21 protein-coding genes and 1 pseudogene are annotated in these 19,795 nt (G+C 39.7%); 6 read left to right on the forward strand and 16 right to left on the reverse strand.

The window, feature by feature from the left end:
• Positions 1-175: 175 nt before the first annotated feature.
• The 10 genes from I8751_RS00415 to I8751_RS00460 form a co-directional block, all read right to left on the reverse strand.
• Positions 176-403, reverse strand: a complete 228-nt coding sequence (locus I8751_RS00415; protein ID WP_214437199.1) for a hypothetical protein — start codon at positions 401-403, stop codon at positions 176-178.
• A gap of 364 nt (positions 404-767) precedes the next feature.
• The gene (locus tag I8751_RS00420) at positions 768-1,340 is read right to left on the reverse strand and encodes a hypothetical protein (protein ID WP_214437200.1); all 573 of its coding nucleotides are present in this window, start codon (positions 1,338-1,340) and stop codon (positions 768-770) included.
• Between the two features lie 79 nt (positions 1,341-1,419).
• Positions 1,420-3,024, reverse strand: a complete 1,605-nt coding sequence (locus I8751_RS00425; protein WP_214437201.1) for a TrbI/VirB10 family protein — start codon at positions 3,022-3,024, stop codon at positions 1,420-1,422.
• 23 nt (positions 3,025-3,047) lie between these two features.
• Positions 3,048-3,731, reverse strand: a complete 684-nt coding sequence (locus tag I8751_RS00430) for a hypothetical protein (protein WP_214437202.1) — start codon at positions 3,729-3,731, stop codon at positions 3,048-3,050.
• A 45-nt stretch (positions 3,732-3,776) separates the two neighbouring features.
• Positions 3,777-4,601 (reverse strand): hypothetical protein, encoded by an 825-nt coding sequence (locus tag I8751_RS00435; RefSeq protein WP_214437203.1) that lies wholly within the window; start codon positions 4,599-4,601, stop codon positions 3,777-3,779.
• Between the two features lie 22 nt (positions 4,602-4,623).
• Complete coding sequence (locus tag I8751_RS00440) at positions 4,624-5,673, reverse strand: hypothetical protein (protein WP_214437204.1); 1,050 nt, start codon at positions 5,671-5,673, stop codon at positions 4,624-4,626.
• Positions 5,674-5,835: 162 nt separating this feature from the next.
• Entirely contained in the window at positions 5,836-6,621 is a 786-nt protein-coding gene (locus tag I8751_RS00445) for a hypothetical protein (RefSeq protein WP_214437205.1), read from the reverse strand.
• A gap of 56 nt (positions 6,622-6,677) precedes the next feature.
• Positions 6,678-9,428, reverse strand: a complete 2,751-nt coding sequence (locus tag I8751_RS00450) for a hypothetical protein (protein WP_214437206.1) — start codon at positions 9,426-9,428, stop codon at positions 6,678-6,680.
• Complete coding sequence (locus I8751_RS00455; protein ID WP_214437207.1) at positions 9,358-9,753, reverse strand: hypothetical protein; 396 nt, start codon at positions 9,751-9,753, stop codon at positions 9,358-9,360. Before I8751_RS00455 ends, I8751_RS00450 begins: the two co-directional genes overlap by 71 nt.
• A 21-nt stretch (positions 9,754-9,774) precedes the next feature.
• Complete coding sequence (locus I8751_RS00460) at positions 9,775-10,392, reverse strand: hypothetical protein (protein ID WP_214437208.1); 618 nt, start codon at positions 10,390-10,392, stop codon at positions 9,775-9,777.
• 1,171 nt (positions 10,393-11,563) lie between these two features.
• Here I8751_RS00460 and I8751_RS00465 point away from each other — a divergent pair.
• From I8751_RS00465 to I8751_RS00480, 4 genes are all read left to right on the forward strand, one after another.
• Positions 11,564-12,130, forward strand: a complete 567-nt coding sequence (locus I8751_RS00465; protein ID WP_214437209.1) for a nucleotidyltransferase family protein — start codon at positions 11,564-11,566, stop codon at positions 12,128-12,130.
• Between the two features lie 240 nt (positions 12,131-12,370).
• Positions 12,371-13,339 carry a sodium-dependent bicarbonate transport family permease gene (locus I8751_RS00470; RefSeq protein WP_214437210.1) on the forward strand — a complete coding sequence of 323 codons (969 nt, stop codon included), beginning with the start codon at positions 12,371-12,373 and terminating at the stop codon, positions 13,337-13,339.
• A gap of 4 nt (positions 13,340-13,343) precedes the next feature.
• Positions 13,344-13,655 (forward strand): P-II family nitrogen regulator, encoded by a 312-nt coding sequence (locus tag I8751_RS00475; RefSeq protein WP_214437211.1) that lies wholly within the window; start codon positions 13,344-13,346, stop codon positions 13,653-13,655.
• A gap of 7 nt (positions 13,656-13,662) precedes the next feature.
• Positions 13,663-14,385: a carbonic anhydrase gene (locus tag I8751_RS00480; RefSeq protein ID WP_225893875.1), complete on the forward strand. Its 723-nt coding sequence runs from the start codon at positions 13,663-13,665 to the stop codon at positions 14,383-14,385.
• A gap of 54 nt (positions 14,386-14,439) precedes the next feature.
• On the opposite strand, the gene I8751_RS00485 is transcribed toward I8751_RS00480, so the two are convergent.
• Complete coding sequence (locus tag I8751_RS00485) at positions 14,440-14,871, reverse strand: (2Fe-2S) ferredoxin domain-containing protein (RefSeq protein WP_214437212.1); 432 nt, start codon at positions 14,869-14,871, stop codon at positions 14,440-14,442.
• Between the two features lie 15 nt (positions 14,872-14,886).
• Positions 14,887-15,510 carry a PadR family transcriptional regulator gene (locus tag I8751_RS00490; protein ID WP_214437213.1) on the reverse strand — a complete coding sequence of 208 codons (624 nt, stop codon included), beginning with the start codon at positions 15,508-15,510 and terminating at the stop codon, positions 14,887-14,889.
• A gap of 327 nt (positions 15,511-15,837) precedes the next feature.
• Between I8751_RS00490 and I8751_RS00495 the strand changes: the two genes are divergently transcribed.
• Positions 15,838-16,437, forward strand: a complete 600-nt coding sequence (locus I8751_RS00495) for a Uma2 family endonuclease (protein WP_214437214.1) — start codon at positions 15,838-15,840, stop codon at positions 16,435-16,437.
• A 120-nt stretch (positions 16,438-16,557) separates the two neighbouring features.
• Here the strand turns inward: I8751_RS00495 and I8751_RS00500 are convergent, their stop codons facing one another.
• On the reverse strand, positions 16,558-17,238 hold the full coding sequence (locus I8751_RS00500) for a GntR family transcriptional regulator (RefSeq protein WP_214437215.1): 681 nt from the start codon (positions 17,236-17,238) through the stop codon (positions 16,558-16,560).
• A gap of 86 nt (positions 17,239-17,324) precedes the next feature.
• Here I8751_RS00500 and I8751_RS00505 point away from each other — a divergent pair, with 86 nt between their 5' ends.
• Positions 17,325-18,947, forward strand: coding sequence for a 2-isopropylmalate synthase (locus I8751_RS00505; protein ID WP_214437216.1), 1,623 nt, complete (start codon positions 17,325-17,327; stop codon positions 18,945-18,947).
• A 37-nt stretch (positions 18,948-18,984) separates the two neighbouring features.
• Here I8751_RS00505 and I8751_RS00510 read toward each other — a convergent pair whose 3' ends face one another.
• From I8751_RS00510 to I8751_RS00520, 3 genes and pseudogenes are all read right to left on the reverse strand, one after another.
• Positions 18,985-19,200 carry a hypothetical protein gene (locus I8751_RS00510; protein WP_214437217.1) on the reverse strand — a complete coding sequence of 72 codons (216 nt, stop codon included), beginning with the start codon at positions 19,198-19,200 and terminating at the stop codon, positions 18,985-18,987.
• The gene (locus I8751_RS00515) at positions 19,101-19,355 is read right to left on the reverse strand and encodes a CHAT domain-containing protein (RefSeq protein WP_318780274.1); all 255 of its coding nucleotides are present in this window, start codon (positions 19,353-19,355) and stop codon (positions 19,101-19,103) included. The genes I8751_RS00510 and I8751_RS00515 overlap by 100 nt, the downstream gene beginning before the upstream one ends.
• Positions 19,310-19,795: pseudogene (locus I8751_RS00520) on the reverse strand (hypothetical protein); the annotation flags it as partial. The gene I8751_RS00515 and the pseudogene I8751_RS00520, both read right to left, overlap by 46 nt.

Consider the following 19,795-nt stretch of genomic DNA (forward strand, 5'->3'; position numbering starts at 1 on the left):
TTGTCGTCGCTACTATTTATTAGTTTGATTGTCATTTTCTTCAAATTTTCCTTTGGTCAATTTTTTTGAGTTACTCCCTCTAGTTTTCAGTAGCTCTACTTTTTTATGCACTATTTTTTATACCAATTCGTTTTTTATCAAACTCTGGCTTGACTTTTAACTTTCCTTTTTAGTTTTATTTAGTGATGAACTCAAATGTTGAGATAATATTTTGAAACGCTGGTTGATATGCCTCATCGTTTTTAACAATACCAATCTTAGAAAAACTGATAACGATCGCCTGTAAATTATTAGGACTGGAAATCACTATATTTTCATTTTCATATAACCCAGTCGAGTTAAAAGCGATCGCCTTCTGACCACTGCAAACTCTCAGCCTTTTATGCTGTTGAATACACATCATGATATTTCCCATTTCATGCAATGTATTTAAATACAACAGTATTAACTTGATTTACAAATTACGTTAGTGAGTCCCTGAGTAATTATCAGGACTTACGCAAAATATCTCTAAAACTCTCATTCTTCAGTGCCCTCTGCGGTAGCCTGCGGCAAGCCACTAGCGTGTCTACGTTATTCCGTAAATAGTGCGTAAGTCCTAACTATATAAAGTTTTGAGTGTGTTGAAGCGTCTAGGTCAATTAGCGAGAAATTTTAGTTAGGACTTACGCAATAACTTTCTAAAACCTCTTTACTTTGTGTCCTTTGTCTATCTACGTTTTTTCATAATTTTGCGTAAGTCCTGTTAGTTAAGAAAGCGATAGACATCACTTAGAAGTTCTAACGCAAGGTGTGGCACTAGCAGAGGGAGGATCAGCATAAATTGCTAGGGTATGATAATCCGGGTTAGATTCTTCATACATAATTTTAAATGTATAGAGTTTGGTTTTACCTTGCCCTTCAGTAATTACAGTTAAAAGTGTATTATCAATGTCAGGCAATCCTGGAATATTTATTTTTTGAATTCGCCTGAGTTGAATGACATTTGCGGCTGAATTTTTACAATCTCCTGAGTTCATGTTGCGTTCTTGACCAAACTGCATACACATTGGGCCATCAAAATCCATAGTTACCTGCGACGGATCATTTAACCAAACTTTTTTAATAGTTTCTCCAGAGGGCAGAAAACTTAAATTTGTACCTTGTTGATACCATACATTGATAGTAGGTAATGCTCCCCCTAAACCCTGTGCTTGACAGGAAAACATAGAACGGAGAACAGCATTATTAGCTACGGCACGACCCGCCAAAAGTAACATTGCACCAGAGAAAGTCAGGGAAGCCAGTAGAAATAAATGAGAATAAACTGGGTGTTCTCCTGGTGAATTGGTGTGTTTCATGGCTGCAACCTGGGAAATAATTTAGATAGGGAACGATGACACAAATTCGAGTTGTAGATTAAGGGATTTCCTGTAAAGATTAAAATTGCATTGTTTGATTAACGTATATTTCAACATTTTTTCCAGCTGCCATAAACCAAACATTAGTTTGTTGCGACATTTGGGCGATCGCCTGCTGATTACGTTGCGAAATTTGGGGAACTAAAGAGTTCAAACCACCTTCCAAAATCCCAGCTGGAATGTTGCGTCTATTGTTGGTAGTCAAGGCACAGATATCATTATTATTATTACTTCCATTAGGAGGACATCTGTATTCGGTATCAGCACGATTAAATAACTCTGCGGCTTTCCCAATACCTCCCAAAACGAATAATCCTGCATCCATACTTGCTATAGAGCCAGATGAATTAGGATATTTATTGGCTACGAGAGGTTTACCTTGAGTTCCACGAATAATAATTGCATTGGTTGGTAAGCTTTTTTCTGTAAGATTACCATTTTGATCTTGCGAAATAATTTTGACTACTTCCATCTGTAACAAACCTTGCTCGGAAATGGCACCCACTTGAGTTAGTAGTTCTGTATTTGCAGGTAAAGCAATCTCCCCATTCGCAGCTTTTAGCGGTTCTTTTAGTTTCACAACAAATACGTTTTGATTTTCGTCTTTATCGTTATTTCTTGATCTTGTAGTTTCTCCGAATATGGCTGTTGCTAGCACAGCTTTAGCACTGGTTCCTACTTTTACTGATTTCGGATTCTGTGATTGGTTCTGGCTGACTACAGAAGGTTGTTGTTGTGGTTGTGGTGCAGGATTCGTATTCGGGTTGATTGTCTGTGATGCTGCATTGTTATTCATCCCAGGTGGAGAAGTAACGACATTAGCACTCGCTTGATTATTTTCAGATACTTGAACTTCGCCGTAGCTACCTAATTTTGCTAGCCTTTTCCATTCATCAAGGGGGTCAGGTGGGGATGGTTGAGCTTCTGGGTTCGCAGCTGGTGGCAAAGCAGCAAGAGAGTTTTGTGGACGGGGTGGTTGAGGTGTAGGTTGTTGAACAGCACGCTCAACTGTGACTATTTGAGGCACGTAAACTGTTCGTACAGGTGGGGGTGTTGTTGGTTGTATCATTCTTGGCCTCACTCTAGATTCTTGTGGAGTTGGTTTAACTTCAGCCTGAGAAACAGGTCTTGCAGCTCTGAGATTTTGCTGTGCTGCTGTCACTGCTTGTGCTTGTTCAGCTAGGGCTAACTTGGTTTTGAGAGTTTCTATTTCTTGTTCTAAAGTTTGCTGGCGAGATGCATTTGTTGGTTGTGGTTGAGCCACTGGGGAAACTACATCATTTGCTGGTCTTTGATTGCCGGTATTCATCATCTGAGATAAAAACCCGCCAGCTAACAAAACTACAGCTAAGGTAGCACTACCAACCACAGCTAATTTAGCGAAGGGATTAGATGAGAGGGGTTGTTTGGTTTGAACTTCTTCCGGCTCAGAAAGCGGAGGTTGTAAGCTAGCTGAGTCTTCTATTGCTTCGACATTGACAGTTGGAGGTTCTTGTTCAAAGCCAACCAATCGTGCCATTTGTGATTCCCAATCGGAAGCATCTACTTCAGGCTGAGAATTATCGGTACTGCGAGTAAGTAGATTTTTGGTAGGAGTTTCTGAAGGAATTGAATAAGAAGTCATGGTGTTTATGCTTTGATGTAATTTTAAGAGCAGTTTTTATCAGTTATTTCACATATATTGTAAATTTCTAGCCTAGCTTCGCCAAGGCGGTAAGCAGCTCGATGCCACGGCAAAGGAGCAACATCTGGCAGTGAAGTTGCTTGCTGATCTATGGCTCTGACTAATATTTGTTTATTAAACGCAGTTGAGGTTCCTAGATTATCAGAACTACTAAAAGCTAATTGATTGGCAAGCATTTCTACTTTCCATCTCCCTTCACCTATTGGGGTTGGTTGAGAAATTTGTTGGACTACCAACACATATTCAGTGCCCCGATTAATATTTTGTAACTGCGTAGTTGAAGTTAAATTGGTGATTTCTGATTTAAACTTTGGTTTTAAATCATCACTTAATAGTTGGGAACTAATTTCCCAGATTGTATTCGGCGGCTGTTGCTCAGACCAGGTAAGCATGAGGGTCATGGTTTCACCTACAAAGCGACGAATCGCCTCTGGATATCGTTCATAACTTGGTTTAGGGTCTACGGTTATCGCATTACCATCAACGAGTTGCACCAAACTTTGGGGTGTCAATTGCCGACTTAAATCTTGTAAGAGTGCCCCGTGGAACATTAGTAACAATAAGGTAAATAAATGTAAGCTAAATGTTCCTACAGCTAATAGCGGTAAAACGCTACTTTTTTTATTTTCTGGTTTCAGTAATTGCATAAATATTTGAGTAGATGCGATCGCAAAATTACCAAATCAAAAAAATCATTTGATAAAAGTATCAGTTGTTTTGCTATTTTCACATTGCTTTAACTGATTTTCATTCAGGTTGTTATACTCATCTATTAAACACAGATTACGAATTTCATAAATTTCTAATCTATCAGTGCGGTTACTATAAATGGCTTTTTGCAAATCGGTACTATTCTCAGATAAGGGATAAGGAAAATAATCTACGGCGCGAACTAATAAGTCTTTATTAAAAGCAGTTATTCTTCTTCTATCATCATTTCGTTTTTTTTGGATCAAATCAGCTACCATTCCCACTCGCCATTTACCTGGGGCAATTTTTTTAGGTGGATAAACCCGCTTGATAATTAACTGTGCTGACATGCCTTGGCTAGGATTGGTAGAAAAAACTTCTGCTGGGGTGATTTGTGCGATCGCGCCTAAGAACCCTTTGCGAAAATCTTCTGATATGGCATAACTAGCGACCCAACTACTAGTAGTAACTTTTTGACTACCACCTTGTGGTGTTCTCACAAGTATTCCCGGATCTGGTTGAGGTTTGGTGACTTCTTCAAAATTTGTTGGTGGTAGATTTCCAGACCAGTTAAACATCGATGTCATAGTTTTACTGACAAATGAGCGAATCGTTTCTGGATCTCTTTCTAAATCATCAGTAGAAATTATTGGTTTACCATCGATCATCTGCACAAAGTTAGGAGGTTTTCTCAGGCTCAGTTGACGAATTTCTAAGCCTTGGAAGATGAATAAAAGTAACACCAATAGATGCAAACTGAATGTGGCGATCGCAAAGGTTGTCAGAATATTTCCGGTTCGTTGTCTTTTTTTGAGTAAATTCACCATTATCTCAATTAATTACGAATTACTATATTCTCTCTCTTGCTAAAGAAGCCGTATTACTAATAGCATTGAAAACTGCAAATCCTCCAGATGCGGCTACAAGTAAAGACAAAATTGGTGCTAAAACTCCTAGAAAAATTATGAACCACATTAAATCGGGATTAGCACTAGGATTTTCGGCTGGGCCATTAACAATCACTGCGGCAGTTAACACAGCAATAATATTAAATGAAATCTTAGCAATTCCCACAGATAAAAACCCTGTCAGCCAAGCAAAAATTGGTTTACCTGCAACCGGAAGTAAAGAACCACCTACAGCTATTGGCCCCAAAGCTGCTATCAGGAGCATTGTCGCTTCTATCAAATTTTGAAAAGCATATTGCAAGGAAAATAAAAAACTTTTAATACTAGTCTGTACTGTATTTCCTAACAAAGAATTAAAAGCAATATCTGAGACAATCCCTGTACCAAATCTGATTTGATTTACCTGATTTTCTAACCTATTTATCCAAGTTTTATTTCCATATAAATCTCTGTAATCTCGCCAAAGGTCGTCAATTTTTTCGCTGGCTTTGGCGAAGCATTGAGTTTGTTGTTCACCAGTTAATGACTGACAAGGACGAAGTAAAGAACCAGCAACTTCTTCCGCAACACTCATATTTACTGCTTGCTGATAAGTTTGATTGGCATCTGCTGTAGTCACTACTTGCTGATTTACAGTGTTAATAAAGTTTCTCAGTCCCAATGTTAGGTTAGAAAGTATACTACCTTCTCCCGAATTGCTTAATAGCAAGACTACCACGAAAGGCCAAATCAAAGCCGATATGGGGCGAGAATATTCACTGTATATTAAATCTTTTAGCCATTGCATCATAAAAAACAATAGCGTTCCTACAGCGAAAAACACGCCTAAATTTGTTAGCGATCCATATAAATTATTGCTGGTATTATTTTGTAATAAATCTAGCCATTGATTATCCCAACCTTCGGCAATGCTTCTGGCAGTTGCAGCACCATTTTCGAGAGTTTCGTTGATACCAAGTTGAGCAAATAATTGCAAAAGATGAATCTGCATTTTAAGTTATTAGACTTTCTCTAACAAGAAAGGTCAATGTAAAAACGGATAAATAATAAATTAGGGCTTACGCACAAGTTAAAGAAGAATCAAACCGCAGAGGCACGGAGAACACTGAGGAATAGGAGCTAGAGAGGTATTTTGCGTAAGTTCTATAAAATGCTAGTTTTCAGTTTGTCTTCCAAATAAATCCATTTGGGAAGTAGTGCGTAAAAGCCGTGCTGCTTCTGTTGAACCATCTACTCGGCGAGCGCGATTTGCCTGTTCCATTTGCTGAGAAATATTGGCTAAATTCAAGTTAGAGTATTGCAAAGACTGATTTGTTTGTACCGTCTGAGCAAGTGTCTCGCTGATCATTTTTGATTGATCGCGTTGAATTTTAAGAGCTTGCAACTGTAACTCAACTTGACTCCGATTTGTTTGTGCTATTGCTCGATTAGCAAGTTCATTCCCAGGAATTTGACTGATAAGCTGATCAAGTATATTTCGGTTAAATTCTTCAGCTTCTTTAACAGATTCATCAATATTTTTCACTGTCATTTCAGTATTTTCCAACTTATTTTTTAATCGTGCTTGTCCATTTGTACCCATAACCCCCTCTACAGAGCTACGCGTCAGAAAACGATTAATTTCGTTACTAACTGATGCTGATCTGACTGCTGGATTATTCTCAAATTTATCTGAAATTGAGTTGAGAATTAGATCACTTTGAATTTGTTGCCCAGCCGCAATAGGATTAGGTATATTCAAGTCTCCCGTAGCACCTGTTAGAGAACTTTGAGTTCTAGTTTCTAGCGGTTTTAAAGTTTCACTAAGATTATTTCTGAGATAGTTTTGCACATCTACAGAGTAAGATTGAAAATCAGTCCAAACATTGCCTAATTGTGCCATTGCTGGTAATACTACTAGAAACGATAGACTAAATGTTAGAAGGGTAGTTTTTTGCATAAATCTATAACCTGGATTTAGTTAAGTAAAATCATGTGTGATTTTTTCAATTACTATTAACCACCTCGTAGCGAAGCCACTAACTGGCGTGCGAATACAGAAATCGCTTCGTATTTATTGCTGTAGTCTTGCATCGCTTGTTTGCGTGCAGATTGTTCATTAGGATTATTCGCAACTGCTGCTAATTGTTCGTAACCTGGATAATAGCGGCAGAAAGTATAAATGCCATTATCATCTAGTAACCATTGGCTGTAAACGCCTTCTCTGCGAGGAAAAAAGCTTTCTGTGGCATTACGTGAAATAACTTCACGGGGATATTTTAAAATACTGATAAAACTATCTACCGCAACTGGTTGAATGCGTCCTATCAATCGTGTTGTCAAGTTTTGCAAAATCTTAGATGCTGCTTTAGATTTGGCAATGGTATCGGGGTCTTGGGCTGATAAAATCACCCTAATCCCAGCTTTAGCGCCGTTAGCACAAATTCTGCCAACTAAGTCAGAAATTTGGTCAAATTCAAATAAAATTGGGGCTTCATCAATGAAGAATATGGAAGCTGGACTACTTAATGCCCGTCGTAATGCTGCGGAATAAGCACTTAAAGATAGTACTGCTGCATCTTCGTTATCTGATAAGTTTCTTAAAGCAAAAACCAAAAGTTGAGCATCTGTAGGAAAGCTAGTTGGTGCAGAGATGGATTGTCCCACACGACTAGAAAGCCAAAACCGCAGGCGTAATTGAATTTGACTGAGAGCATCTTCAACTCTGCCACTGAGAGAATCTAACAGTAGATGTTCGGGTGAGCAAAAATAGAGAAAATCTTTTAAGGTCGGGGTTTTTTGCCAAGCCTGGGAACCGAACCCGCCAGCCATTGCTTGGCGGTACCGTTCTTTGATGCCTTCATCAGCAAAAAAGGCTCCTAAAGCTAAGTTGAGTAGGGAACGTACAGTTTGCGCTAGGAGTTGATTTTCACTAGATGATCCTAAAACCATTGTCATTAAAGCTGATTCGAGGAATGCAGTGTAATCTAGCAAGCGATCGCGCTGTTCTTCTAAAGAGAGCGATCGCAAATCTGGCTGCTCAAATAAATTATTTGCTTGTTTGGAAATATCAAAATACGCGCCATTGCCCTCCATAAACTCTGTATAGTCAGTAAATGTAGAGCTACCATCTGGTTTGGGAAAATCTAACGCCACTACAGGAATACCATGAGCTAAAGCCTGAGTTAATATTCCTGATACCAAAACTGATTTACCAGCACGAGTTGTCGCAAATAATGCTAAATTTTTGTGTTGGTTAAATAAATCTAAATGTACAGGTGTACCTCCTTCTTCGGCAATTAACTCGAAGCCTTTACTATCACCAGCTTTAGTCAGTACTAAAGGCATTAATCCTGGAACTTCACTCGTTAAATACAACTGACGGCGGTTAAAAGGTTTAACTAATAAACCCTCCCAAACTATAGGTAAAGATTGCAGCCAAATTTTCCAGGTATACTCTGTTTCTCTAACTACTTGTGCTGGACGTTGAAAACAGTTTTCAATATATCTGGTAGCTTCATCTAATTTTTCTACACTAGAGCGATGGACAAAAATCGCAATACCTGTATAAATCGGTACTGCTCCTTCATATAACTGTTCTTGTGCTGCTACCGATTTCTTTAATTTTAATTGAGCGTTGACATCAATAGTTTTACTTTTATCTTGAGCCATCATCGCTGTCATGTTTGACTGCTTTAGCACTCGTTGTAGGGTCGTTTTCACAAATGCTGGATTGGCCGCAGTTAACTGACAAAAAATTTCTGTATCCACTACTGTTTCTCTAGCCAGTAGTTCCCAAAAATATCGTAGTTGGGCAAATTTATTCGACCAACCACCGGGTTTCTCTAAAAAAGTTAGCGCTCCAATGTAGCGATTTTTAACATTAATCCAACGGCGATCGGCACTAGGTACATTAGACTCCATCAGCAAAGTTGTACTGTGGATATTTTCTATCAGCAATTTGCTACTATCTAAGTCGGAAGAAACTTGTTCATGCAGTCCATTTTCATCTAAATGAATTAATTGAGGAATTTCTATTGGCTGTGTATCATTAAATCGCCTCCAGATATGTTCCCAAAGATCATCAGCCGTCAAAGGCTTGATGTCCAATCCCATTTTGTTAGATAAAAGCTGCTCCCAGCGGCAAAAACCTTGTTGGTAAGCATTTGTAATGATAGTTTCAATACGTTGATTTTCAATCTCTTCCAACTCACCTTTAAATCTTAACCACCATAATTCTGCTCTGGCTAAAAACTTCTCTATCCAATCATCTGCATGACCAGCATTTGGTTCAATAGTGTAAGTAACGTAAATCCGCAAAAATTTAGGCTTACGAATCCCAGAATTAGTTAATTCTTGCGCTCTGGCTCGTTCTGCCATCAATAAATATTTAATATCTCGTGATGGTGTCCGCTTGATTAAATCTGCTAATTCTTTTTGTCGCTGTTTATCTGAGCTAAAAGACCCCATGTGCAGTGTCATTTTTTCACCGTCAGGCATGTCTTTTAAGCCAGATTCAATATTATTAAATATTGTGTTTATTTGTTCATCTCTTAAGGTAGTATGAATGCCCCGACATTCAAAACCAAAGACAAAGCAAAACCTATCTCTTTGGACTCCTTTGGCCAAAATATAAGCACCAATATCACGTCCGCTAAGAGAGATACGTAGCATTGTCGCTAAATGTAAAGCATCTTCAAATGGTGTTAATCTTGCTTCTTGACCTGCGATGCCGCCGATGCTTTTCTTTCCGATTTTTTGCTTCATGTTTAACTTCCAGCAAGCTTTGATAACGAGCAAAGCCTCTAGTCCAAGTGGGAACTCCAATAAATTTGCTTAAAAAGCGCCAACTTCTACCACCAGTTAATATCCACCAAGTAGCTATTCCCCAACCGGCAATTAATACTGTCCATAATCCTCTTTGAAAATCATCTGGAAAAAGTCCGCCAAAAATTCCATTGACGATAAAGTAAGAAGTCAAGGCAATAACTATCCAAGGGAAAATTTGATCCGCAGGAAGTGGCCCTAATGATGGTTGCGATCCTAGAATTTGATTGACTGGACGAAAATCTTGTTCTCGTTTTTCAGACATAACAAATTTCTCAATGATGAATTAATTACTCGTATCACCAATTACAAAACCTGTGAGAACATCGGCAACAGTAACAGCAATTACAACTAATAATGGTACTCTAGCAATACTTTGCCAATCTTCATCTTTACGCACTGCGTTAATTACACCAATCAGAGAAATTGCTATATACAGTAAATAAATTCCTCGCAGTACATTAAAGATTAAACTCACTGCGGCTTGGGTTCCACTATTTGCTGTTGCGCCTTGTGTAAGATTATTTCTAAAAAAATCTTCAGCTCTCTTAAAAAACTGTGCTTGAGCCGGGGCTGCGAAGTAATCTAACCAAAATAAACTTAGAATGACGACTACTGCCAAGATTTGTAATGGAATGAGCCATCTTTTGGGCAAATCTAACTGTTGTCCAATTTTATTAATTACTATTGCGGTTAAACTGCCAAATAGCAGACAAAAAAGCAGAATAGGACTTTTGAGACTGATAACGCTTAAAAAGACAGCACAAGCAATTAAAAAAGGTATAGATTCCAATAGGCGGAAACGCCAACATTCTAGAGTTTCTTTAAAATTATGAAATATTGTTGTTGCACTACTAGTTAAAACTTGAGAAGACTTTCTGACATTATAACTTTTTCTAGACATCGGTCGATTTCCCTGTTATTTATTATGAATATCTGAATTGTACTTAACCTGGTAATTTTGACTATTTCATCCTAATCAATAACCCTTTTAAAAAGTGTTAACGCTGTTAAAGTATAGTATCTATGCTATTGTGTTCTTTATTCTTAAGATTTCGTTAATCAATTTTTAACATTTAGTTAAATCAATGCTATTGGAAAAATTTTTGTGTTTAAAAAAGGATAATTTGCTCCTTAATTTTTGTGATATTACCAATCAATAGCCAATAGGAATCAGCAAAAATCTTTCTTGCATACTAAACTATGGATTCCTATAAATATTTAATGAGTCGGCTAGACAATTGTGATATGAAATTTTATTTTTTATGCCATTTTTCTGATATTTTGCCTAGCTAGACTTTTTCTGAGTCGCTTTCTCCGCATATCTACGAGTATTTATGTTTTTTAATTGTTGTCCTCTCAAATACTGTCAGTACTAAAGGCTACAGCATTTTTGCCTTCAAATCACCACCTCCTCAACTGAAAATCCAGTTTTGATTCTAACGCCAAAAGTGAAGTTGTCAAAAACAAAACTTGCAGCAACTGATTTATTATTTCTATTTAAGGACAACTATCATACAAATGGCCTACTCGTTATAGATAGTCAGTGCATCGGTATACCTTGAACCATGCCCTTCACGGAAAAATTATTGCCATTAGGCAGATGTCAGAGTTTTTTTACAACAGCGATCGCTAATTCTATCCTATTTGCCACACAACTGCTGCATAATTAGTGTCTACTCCTACTTGGTTGCCAGAATTGTATCTGGAATTTTTTCCAGTGCAAGCGATCGCCATTGATGATACTTGGGATGATAATTAAAATCACTTAGCTCTACGTAATTAACCGCTACTTGCTTGATGTCGGGGTGGAGCGTTTGCACGTTGTGTTATGGAACTTGAACTGTTAAGTAATTTTATCAAGTTTAGCATAATCATATTTGTTTTTTTTATACAAAAATAATAATTGTTCTGACTGTTATCGAGGTAAACTGCCACTTGTGCCAATCAACTAGATGAAAATACCTAATTTTATACTTATACTTAGGATAGTTGCGATGCTTAAATCCAGGATACTCAGAAGGTGATTTTTATGTATCCTGGCGATTTCTAGTTGACCAACTCAAAAATTTGAGATGAATAATAATAATATTCGCTTACAAAGTATCTTAGTTAATACAGTTATTGGTAATGTATTACCTGCGATCGCTCAACTCAACTTGCCTAACTGGTGGTTAGCAGGAGGTGCAGTCCGTAACACAGTTTGGCATTCCATATTTGGTCAGGAATGCGGATTATTTGTTAAAGACTTTGATATTGCATTTTTTGATGAAGCCGGAAACCGTTCCCAGGAACTAGCAGCCAAGACAAGCCTCACAGAACAATTTCCTGGTGAAAAGTTTGATGTGAAAAATCAAGCTAGTTTTGCTCGTTGGCGGTCTGGTAGCCGACCTTACATGAGTACAGAAGATGGTATTACAGATTGGTTGCACACTGCTACTGCTGTGGGAGTCAAACTAGATTTGCAAGGGCAATGGCAGTTTTTTACCCCCTACGGTTTCGATGACTTGTTTAATGGCATAATTCGATCCACGCCAGCTCATATTCATAACCCTGATGCTCATAAAAAAGCATCTGAATTTTTGTCAAAGTGTCCTTATCTACTCTACGTTCATTCATTTGCAGAGGACAAAAACAATTGATGCCTTAAAACGGTTGCCTTACTAGTTCTGATTTATACACCGCTTTCTCTCCAACAATATTTTTGCAACACCAACGTTGAACTCACGTTAACGATGCAGCCTACCAATGGCATTTGAGATACTTGCTCACCCAATTGACATGGGGTAGCAATACACGATACATCATGATTCAGCCGTTAAATTTTTTAAAATGAAAAATTTCTGGAATTGCCGACTTCATCGGTATGAGGAGGGGTGGAAATGGATGCCAGCTTGATCATTTCCAACTTTTTAAATCCGCCAGTCCTCTTTTTCTTTCTGGGGATGACTGCTGTTTTTGTCAAGTCCGATCTAGAAATTCCTGCCCCTATACCGAAACTTTTTTCACTGTATCTGCTGTTTGCAATTGGTTTTAAAGGAGGAGTAGAACTGGTCAAAAGCGGAGTTACTCAAGAAGTAGTTTTCACACTTTTGGCGGCAATATTAATGGCTTGTATTGTCCCAGTTTATACCTTTTTTATCCTAAAAATCAAGCTAGATACTTACGATGCTGCGGCGATCGCTGCCACCTACGGCTCTATTAGTGCTGTCACCTTTATCACTGCTAGCGCCTTTTTGAGTGAACTAGGCATTGATTTTGATGGTTATATGGTGGCAGCCCTTGCCTTGATGGAATCTCCAGCGATCATTGTTGGTTTGATTTTGGTGAATATATTCACCGTTGACGAAAAGCGGGAGTTCTCATGGCCGGAAGTTTTGCAAGAGGCATTTTTAAATAGTTCAGTTTTTCTGTTGGTTGGTAGTCTGATAATTGGCGTATTGACAGGAGAACACGGTTGGCAAGTATTAGAACCCTTTACGCAGGGGTTGTTTTATGGGGTTCTCACCTTCTTTTTACTGGATATGGGACTAGTTGCTGCCAGAAGAATTAAAGACTTGCAAAAAACCGGAGTTTTCCTGATTTTATTTGCCATACTAATTCCAATAGTCAATGCAGGCATTGGGTTATTGATTGCCAAAATCATTGGTATGCCTCAAGGAGATTCACTCTTATTTGCCGTGCTGTGTGCCAGTGCTTCTTACATTGCTGTACCAGCGGCTATGCGCTTAACTGTTCCAGAAGCAAACCCCAGCCTGTACGTTTCTACTGCTCTGGCAGTGACATTCCCGTTCAATATTATTGTAGGAATTCCGTTATATCAGTACGGAATCAACCTATTTTGGAGGTAATGAAATGCACTTAGTCAAAAAGATAGAAATTATTGCCAATGCGTTTGAGTTGAGCAGAATTTTAGATGGTTTAGATAAATCAGGCGTACATGGTCATGCTGTAATCCGCAATGTCGCAGGCAAAGGGTTACGAGGTGTGGCGGAAGATTTAGATATGACAATGCTCGATAACGTTTACATCATCGCGTTTTGCATGCCAGAGTACGTCAAACCTGTAGTCGAAAACATCAAACCACTACTCAACAAATTTGGGGGTACTTGTTACATTTCAGATGTTATGGAGATTAGGTCTATAAAATGCGTCGCGTCTTTATAAGGAAATTATGAACCTAAATAAAAATAAGCATTTCATAGAACGCCGTGACTTTTTAAAGTTAGGAGTCACAGGAGCATTTGGGATAATGGTAAGCGATTTACTTTGGCAGATTCAACCTGCTAAAGCCGCAGAATTACCCCCGAAAACTCCTGAATCTCTTAGTCCTGATGCGGCACTACAAAAGCTAATCAAAGGAAATCAGCGGTTTATCCAGCATCAACCCCAATACCCAGATCAATCAGCAACGCGGTTGCAGGAAGTTGCCCAAGCTCAACATCCATTTGCAACTGTCCTCACTTGTGCGGATTCTCGCGTACCTGTAGAAATTCTTTTCGATCAAGGTGTAGGAGATATTTTTGATGTTCGGGTTGCGGGGAATATTGCTACACCTGAAATAACAGGCAGTATTGAGTATGCGGTGACACTATTAGGTACGCCACTGCTAATGGTACTGGGTCATGAGCGATGTGGGGCTGTTACCGCAGCTGTACAAAAAGAAAAGCTGCTTGGTGACATTGGTAGTTTTGTCAAAGCAATTCAGCCAGCTGTTACCAGGGTCAAAAATCAGCCAGGTGACGCAGTTGAAAACGCTGTAGTTGCAAATGTACAATATCAAATTGAACAGTTACAGCGATCGCAACTCTTAAGCGAACGGCTAAAATCCGGCAAACTCAAAATTGTCGGAGGTCGTTATGACTTGGATACTGGAAAAGTGACTATTATTACTTGAAAAAGCAAGTGGATGAAAAACTCCACTCTAGCCCCTAGTCCCTAACCCTATGCCCTATTTCTGCTTAATGTATGAGTAAAGACGCTCGCGATCGCTCTGGGGATTGACAATTAAGCATAGACCTTTGTCGCCCGCATCACTGCCAAGGACTACAGTTACCCGCCCCCGCGGACAAACTCCCAAACAACTAGTGCTAACAACCCGATATTCACCCCATAATCCATCAAATTTTAGTCGAGATTTCAACCAATTCTCTAAGTCTTCCGCAGCCGTTGACTTTCTACCAGTGCGATGGGAATTAGTCGGTTGTTCATTAGCACATTGTGAACATACAAGCACCAAACCAGACTGCCAACGCGGAGAAACAGTAGGAATGGGAATACTGACAGGACGAGGATTTGGCACTGAAACTAATTCAGGTTGCGGGAAAAACTGCTCAATCATGTATTGGATAATTTTCTTGAGCCGCTTGATCAGTTTCTTCATAAAAGATTTCTTGACCTACTTTTCTGCCAGCATCGCGTAAATTTCCCGTTTAGTCTGTTCTAGCAGCTCACGTACTAGATTCATTCGCTCCACATTTCCACTACGAGCCACCTGCATCACAGCAGCAGCCAACTCTGTTGCTTCATTCCGCAACTCCATAAATTCTTGAGGCTTGCCTTTGAAAAAGCTTTTGAAAGCATCTTTAGGCGAGTCTGTATTCTCCTGTTGCACACGTTCTGCTAACAGTTGTCTGCCTTGGTCTGTAATTGTATAAACTCGCTTACCGCTAATCTGTTCGCTCGTTAAATAACCTCCTTCTTCCAGCAGTTGGAGAGTTGGATACACTGAACCAGGGCTGAGGCGACGAAAACCACCATACTGATTTTCCATTGCTTTGATTAGGTCATAACCATGACTGGGGCGATCGCTTAACAATTCTAATAGCAAAAACTTGATATCACCCCGGCGAGTCCGGGACTCATCACCCCAACCACGACCAAACATTTCATCGCCAATGTGCTTACCATGATGTCTATCATGATGTTTACCGTGCTGGAAAAAATGACTGGCAAGTAATGGCTCGTCTTCACTAAATCCAACCCATGCAGGTACTGGGCGGAACCGAAAATGTCTAAACATAAGTAAATTCTCAATCAACTTTCTCTAATATACGATATATCGCGATATATCGTTATAGATGAAGATTAAGTTTTTTAAAGGTTAATGATTTTGTAAAAGCATATATAAAGTGACTGTCAGAGTTGAGTTAGCAACAAAGTAGCGATCGCATTTCCAATTCGGTCAAATGCTATTATTATGCTCAACTACAGGCTTTGACCAGATGTGTGGCTGAAATGGTTGATCAAGGGGCGTTTTAGCAATGTGGTTTGTGTAGAATTAATTACACACCTTGTTTCTTTGTTCCACATTTGCTGGTCGTCGCAGGCTTTTAAGGAAGTTGTTGATATGAGCATCCCACTTGTAGAACAGTCTACAGAAGAAAAATTGGTAACTTTAAAGGATGTTTCCTGGGAGCAATTCAAAGGAATTGAAGCGCAGCTATTGGACAACCATAATGTCCGATTGTCTTATTTGTCAGGAATGTTAGAAATTATGTCTCCAATAGGTGAAGAACATGAATCGGTGAAAAGAACTCTGGGTTATTTGCTAGAAGCTTACATGAGAGAGTTGGGTATCCGATTTTATGGTCGTGGTGGGTATACTTTGGAAGAACCAGGGTATGCTTCTGGTACACCCGATGAGTCTTACAGTGTTGGCACCAAAAGAGAAGTTCCTGATATCGTTATTGAAGTCATCATCACCAGTGGAACGATTAACAGGAAGGATTTATATAAACCCAAAAAAGTGCCTGAAGTCTGGTTTTGGAAATCTAACTCTATTAAAATATTCCGTCTTAATGAGCAGAGAGAATATGAAGAAGTAGACCGGAGTGGGTTTTTTCCTGATTTAGAACCCACTCTACTGCTACGTTATATTGCTATGCCTGACCAGTACGATGCTGTGCAAGAATTTGTTCAGACTGTCCGAAATGAATTAAACAGATGACTCCCTGACTTTAATAGCTAAAAGTTGACTTTTTGGTAATCGTTAGGCACTCTTTGTTATTCGGGACATGATGTTTTACCGAAAACAGCGTTTTGAGGAGTTCTTAGAATTTCCGAAAATTTACCGCTTTTGGGCCTTTTCCTGTAAATAAGCAACTAACTGCTCTCCTGCGGTGTCGATGTGTCGTTTTAATAACCGCACAGCCGCTTTACTATCCCGCTGACGACAAGCGTCTAAAAGTTGATAATGTTCTTTTTGCGATCGCTCTTGGTAATCCATTTGCGTTAATTGTACCCGCACATAGCGATCGCAATTGACGTGCAAGTTTTTAATTATTGTTAACAGTCGCGGACGTTCTGCACTGGCGTAGAGTGTAGCGTGAAAATCCCAGTTGAGTTTTGCCAACATTCCTGCATCGCTGGTTTGGTTAGTCGCTTCCAAAATTACGGCAGCTTTTTCTATATCTGCTGCAATTAACTTGGGTATTGCCAATTGCATTGCTGTCACCTCTAAAGCGCTACGGATTTCACAAATTTCTTGCGCCTCATTGGCTGTCAACACCGACACCATTGCACCGCGATTGAGATGCAGCGTCACCAAGCCTTCGGCTTCTAACTGCTTGAGCGCTTCGCGTACAGGAATACGACTGACTCCAAATTGAGTAGCGATTTCATCTTGTCTAAGAGATTGGCCTTCTTGAAAAATACCCTGCAAAATTGCTTCACGCAAAGCATCAGCAATTAAACCTGGGGTACTGCGTTGTTGTTGCAGCACATTGGCGGCTAATTCATTTAAATTCATATTTTATATTGTATACAATATACATGAAATTGTATACAATATCCAAAGCAAGCAACAATAATTCCCTTAACCTACGGGAGAAAGTTATGAGCATTGGATCTCAAGCAGACCGAGTTATCATTTTTGATACAACACTACGAGATGGTGAACAGTCACCAGGGGGAACCCTAAATGTAGAAGAGAAGCTAGCGATCGCTCATCAACTGGCTCCTTTAGGTGTTGATATAATTGAAGCCGGATTTGCCGTTGCCAGTCCAGGAGATTTTGCAGCTGTTAAAATCATTGCTGAACAAGTGGGAACACCTGAGGGCCCCATTATTTGCAGTTTGGCCAGAGCCATTCGCCAAGATATTCAAGCAGCCGCCGAAGCCTTAAAACCTGCGGCTCGTTCTAGAATCCACACGATGATTTCAACTTCAGATATTCACCTCAAATATCAGTTGAAAAAGTCTCAAAGCGAAGTCTTAGCGATCGCAGCAGAAATGATTGCTTATGCCAAGTCGTTTGTAGATGATGTAGAATTTTCACCGATGGATGCCAGTCGGACTGAGCCGGAGTTTCTTTATCAAGTTTTAGAAACAGCGATCGCGGCTGGTGCAACCACAATCAATATTCCCGATACCGTTGGCTACTGCACACCCAAAGAAATGGGCAATCTGATTCAAGGAATTCGAGAACATGTCCCCAATATTGATCAAGTGATTCTTTCTGTTCACACCCAAAATGATTTGGGTTTGGCAACAGCCAATGCTTTGGCAGCAATTGAATATGGTGTACGTCAGGTAGAATGTACGATTAATGGCATTGGGGAACGTGCAGGGAATGCAGCACTAGAAGAGATTGTAATGGCTTTGCAGGTGCGTAAACCCTTCTTTAATCCTTACTTTGGTCGTCCAGTGGAATCAGATGCACCCTTAACTAATATCAAAACCCAAGAGATTTATAAAACCTCATCTTTGGTTTCCCAATTAACAGGAATGCTGATTCAGCCAAATAAGGCAATTGTAGGAGCAAACGCTTTCGCCCACGAGTCTGGTATTCATCAAGATGGTATTATTAAGCACCGCCAAACCTACGAAATTATGGAAGCCACTGCGATCGGTTTACCAGAAAATCGCATTGTTTTGGGCAAGCACTCTGGACGTAACGCCTTCCGCACCAGACTCAAAGAATTGGGATTTGAACTGAACGAGACAGATTTGAATAAAGCCTTCAATCGTTTCAAAGAAGTCGCCGACAAGAAAAAGGAAATGTCAGATTGGGATTTAGAGGCGATCGTGCGAGATGAAACCCAGATTCAAATAGAAAGCGGCTTTCAACTTGAACACATTCAAGTGATCTGCGGCGACTGCACTTGCCCAACCGCAACCATTACAATTGTTACGCCAGATGGCAAAATCTTGACAGATGCAACAGTAGGCACTGGGCCAGTCGATGCAGTGTATCAAACAATCAATCGGCTAGCACAGATTCCTAATCAATTAATCGAGTTTTCTGTGCAATCGGTAACTGGAGGTATTGATGCATTAGGAACTGTCACAGTTCGTATAGGGCATCAAGAAGGGATATTTTCTGGGCAAGCATCTGATACTGATATTGTGGTGGCAGCAGCTTATGCTTACATTAATGCTCTCAATCGCCTCTATCGTTATTTGCAAACGCCAAGCCAAACACCAGTCTCAAATACTCATTTCAGCCAAAAAGCCTGATGTAGAGACGCGATTTATCGCGTCTGATAAAGACCAATTATTGCTGGCGCTTGCGCTTATGGGACTGCCAAAGTTTATCGCCAGCCCAAATTAAGATTCCTATAGCGAAGCCAAAAAGTAAACTGTAAGCGATCGCTGCGGTAAAGCGATTTGTCACTGGAGTGTGCAACACTTTGAGAATGGGGTCATATTGATTTTGGGGTGATTTTGAGTCCAATCGATTAAATCGGGTTGGGTGGCGTTGCGTAACCACTGCTGGGCTTGACAAAGTGCTTGGGCAATGGGTAAAGAATACAGATTGTCATAAAATCGAATCATTAATAAGGCGGTAGCAAAGTCATCCACCGACCACAGACTACTGACTACGCTAGAACTGCCGGCTTTAAGAAAGCCACTTGATAAACCAATATATTCATCGCTGCTACTTTTGGGGTTAGTGAGTCCGGTTTCGCTGCAACTTCTAGGTTAAGCTTTTGTTCGACGATTATTTGTTGTAACTGCTGTAGTTCTGGTGAACCTTGATTCGCCAACAGTTCTATTAAGTTACGCGTCTTGCTACGTTCAATGTATTCAACTGCTTGGTCGTAATATTCTAATTCCAGACAAACTTCTACCATGCGGCGATAAAGCGCATTCCATTCTTCCGCAAGTTTTTGCTTGATTTCATCGCCAGAGAAAATTTCACCCCGCAGAAATTCTACAGTGTCAATGGCAGATTTAGAAATGTTGTAAGCATCTGCAAACCTTTCTGCATCTATGTAAGCTAACCCCAAGTTAAAAGCAGTTTCAGCATAATTTTGTGGCAAAGCCTGACTGGTGCGAACTAGCAAAGCATCTTCGTAGCATTT

The organism is Atlanticothrix silvestris CENA357 (assembly GCF_016056295.1).
In the GTDB taxonomy this organism is placed as follows: domain Bacteria; phylum Cyanobacteriota; class Cyanobacteriia; order Cyanobacteriales; family Nostocaceae; genus Atlanticothrix; species Atlanticothrix silvestris.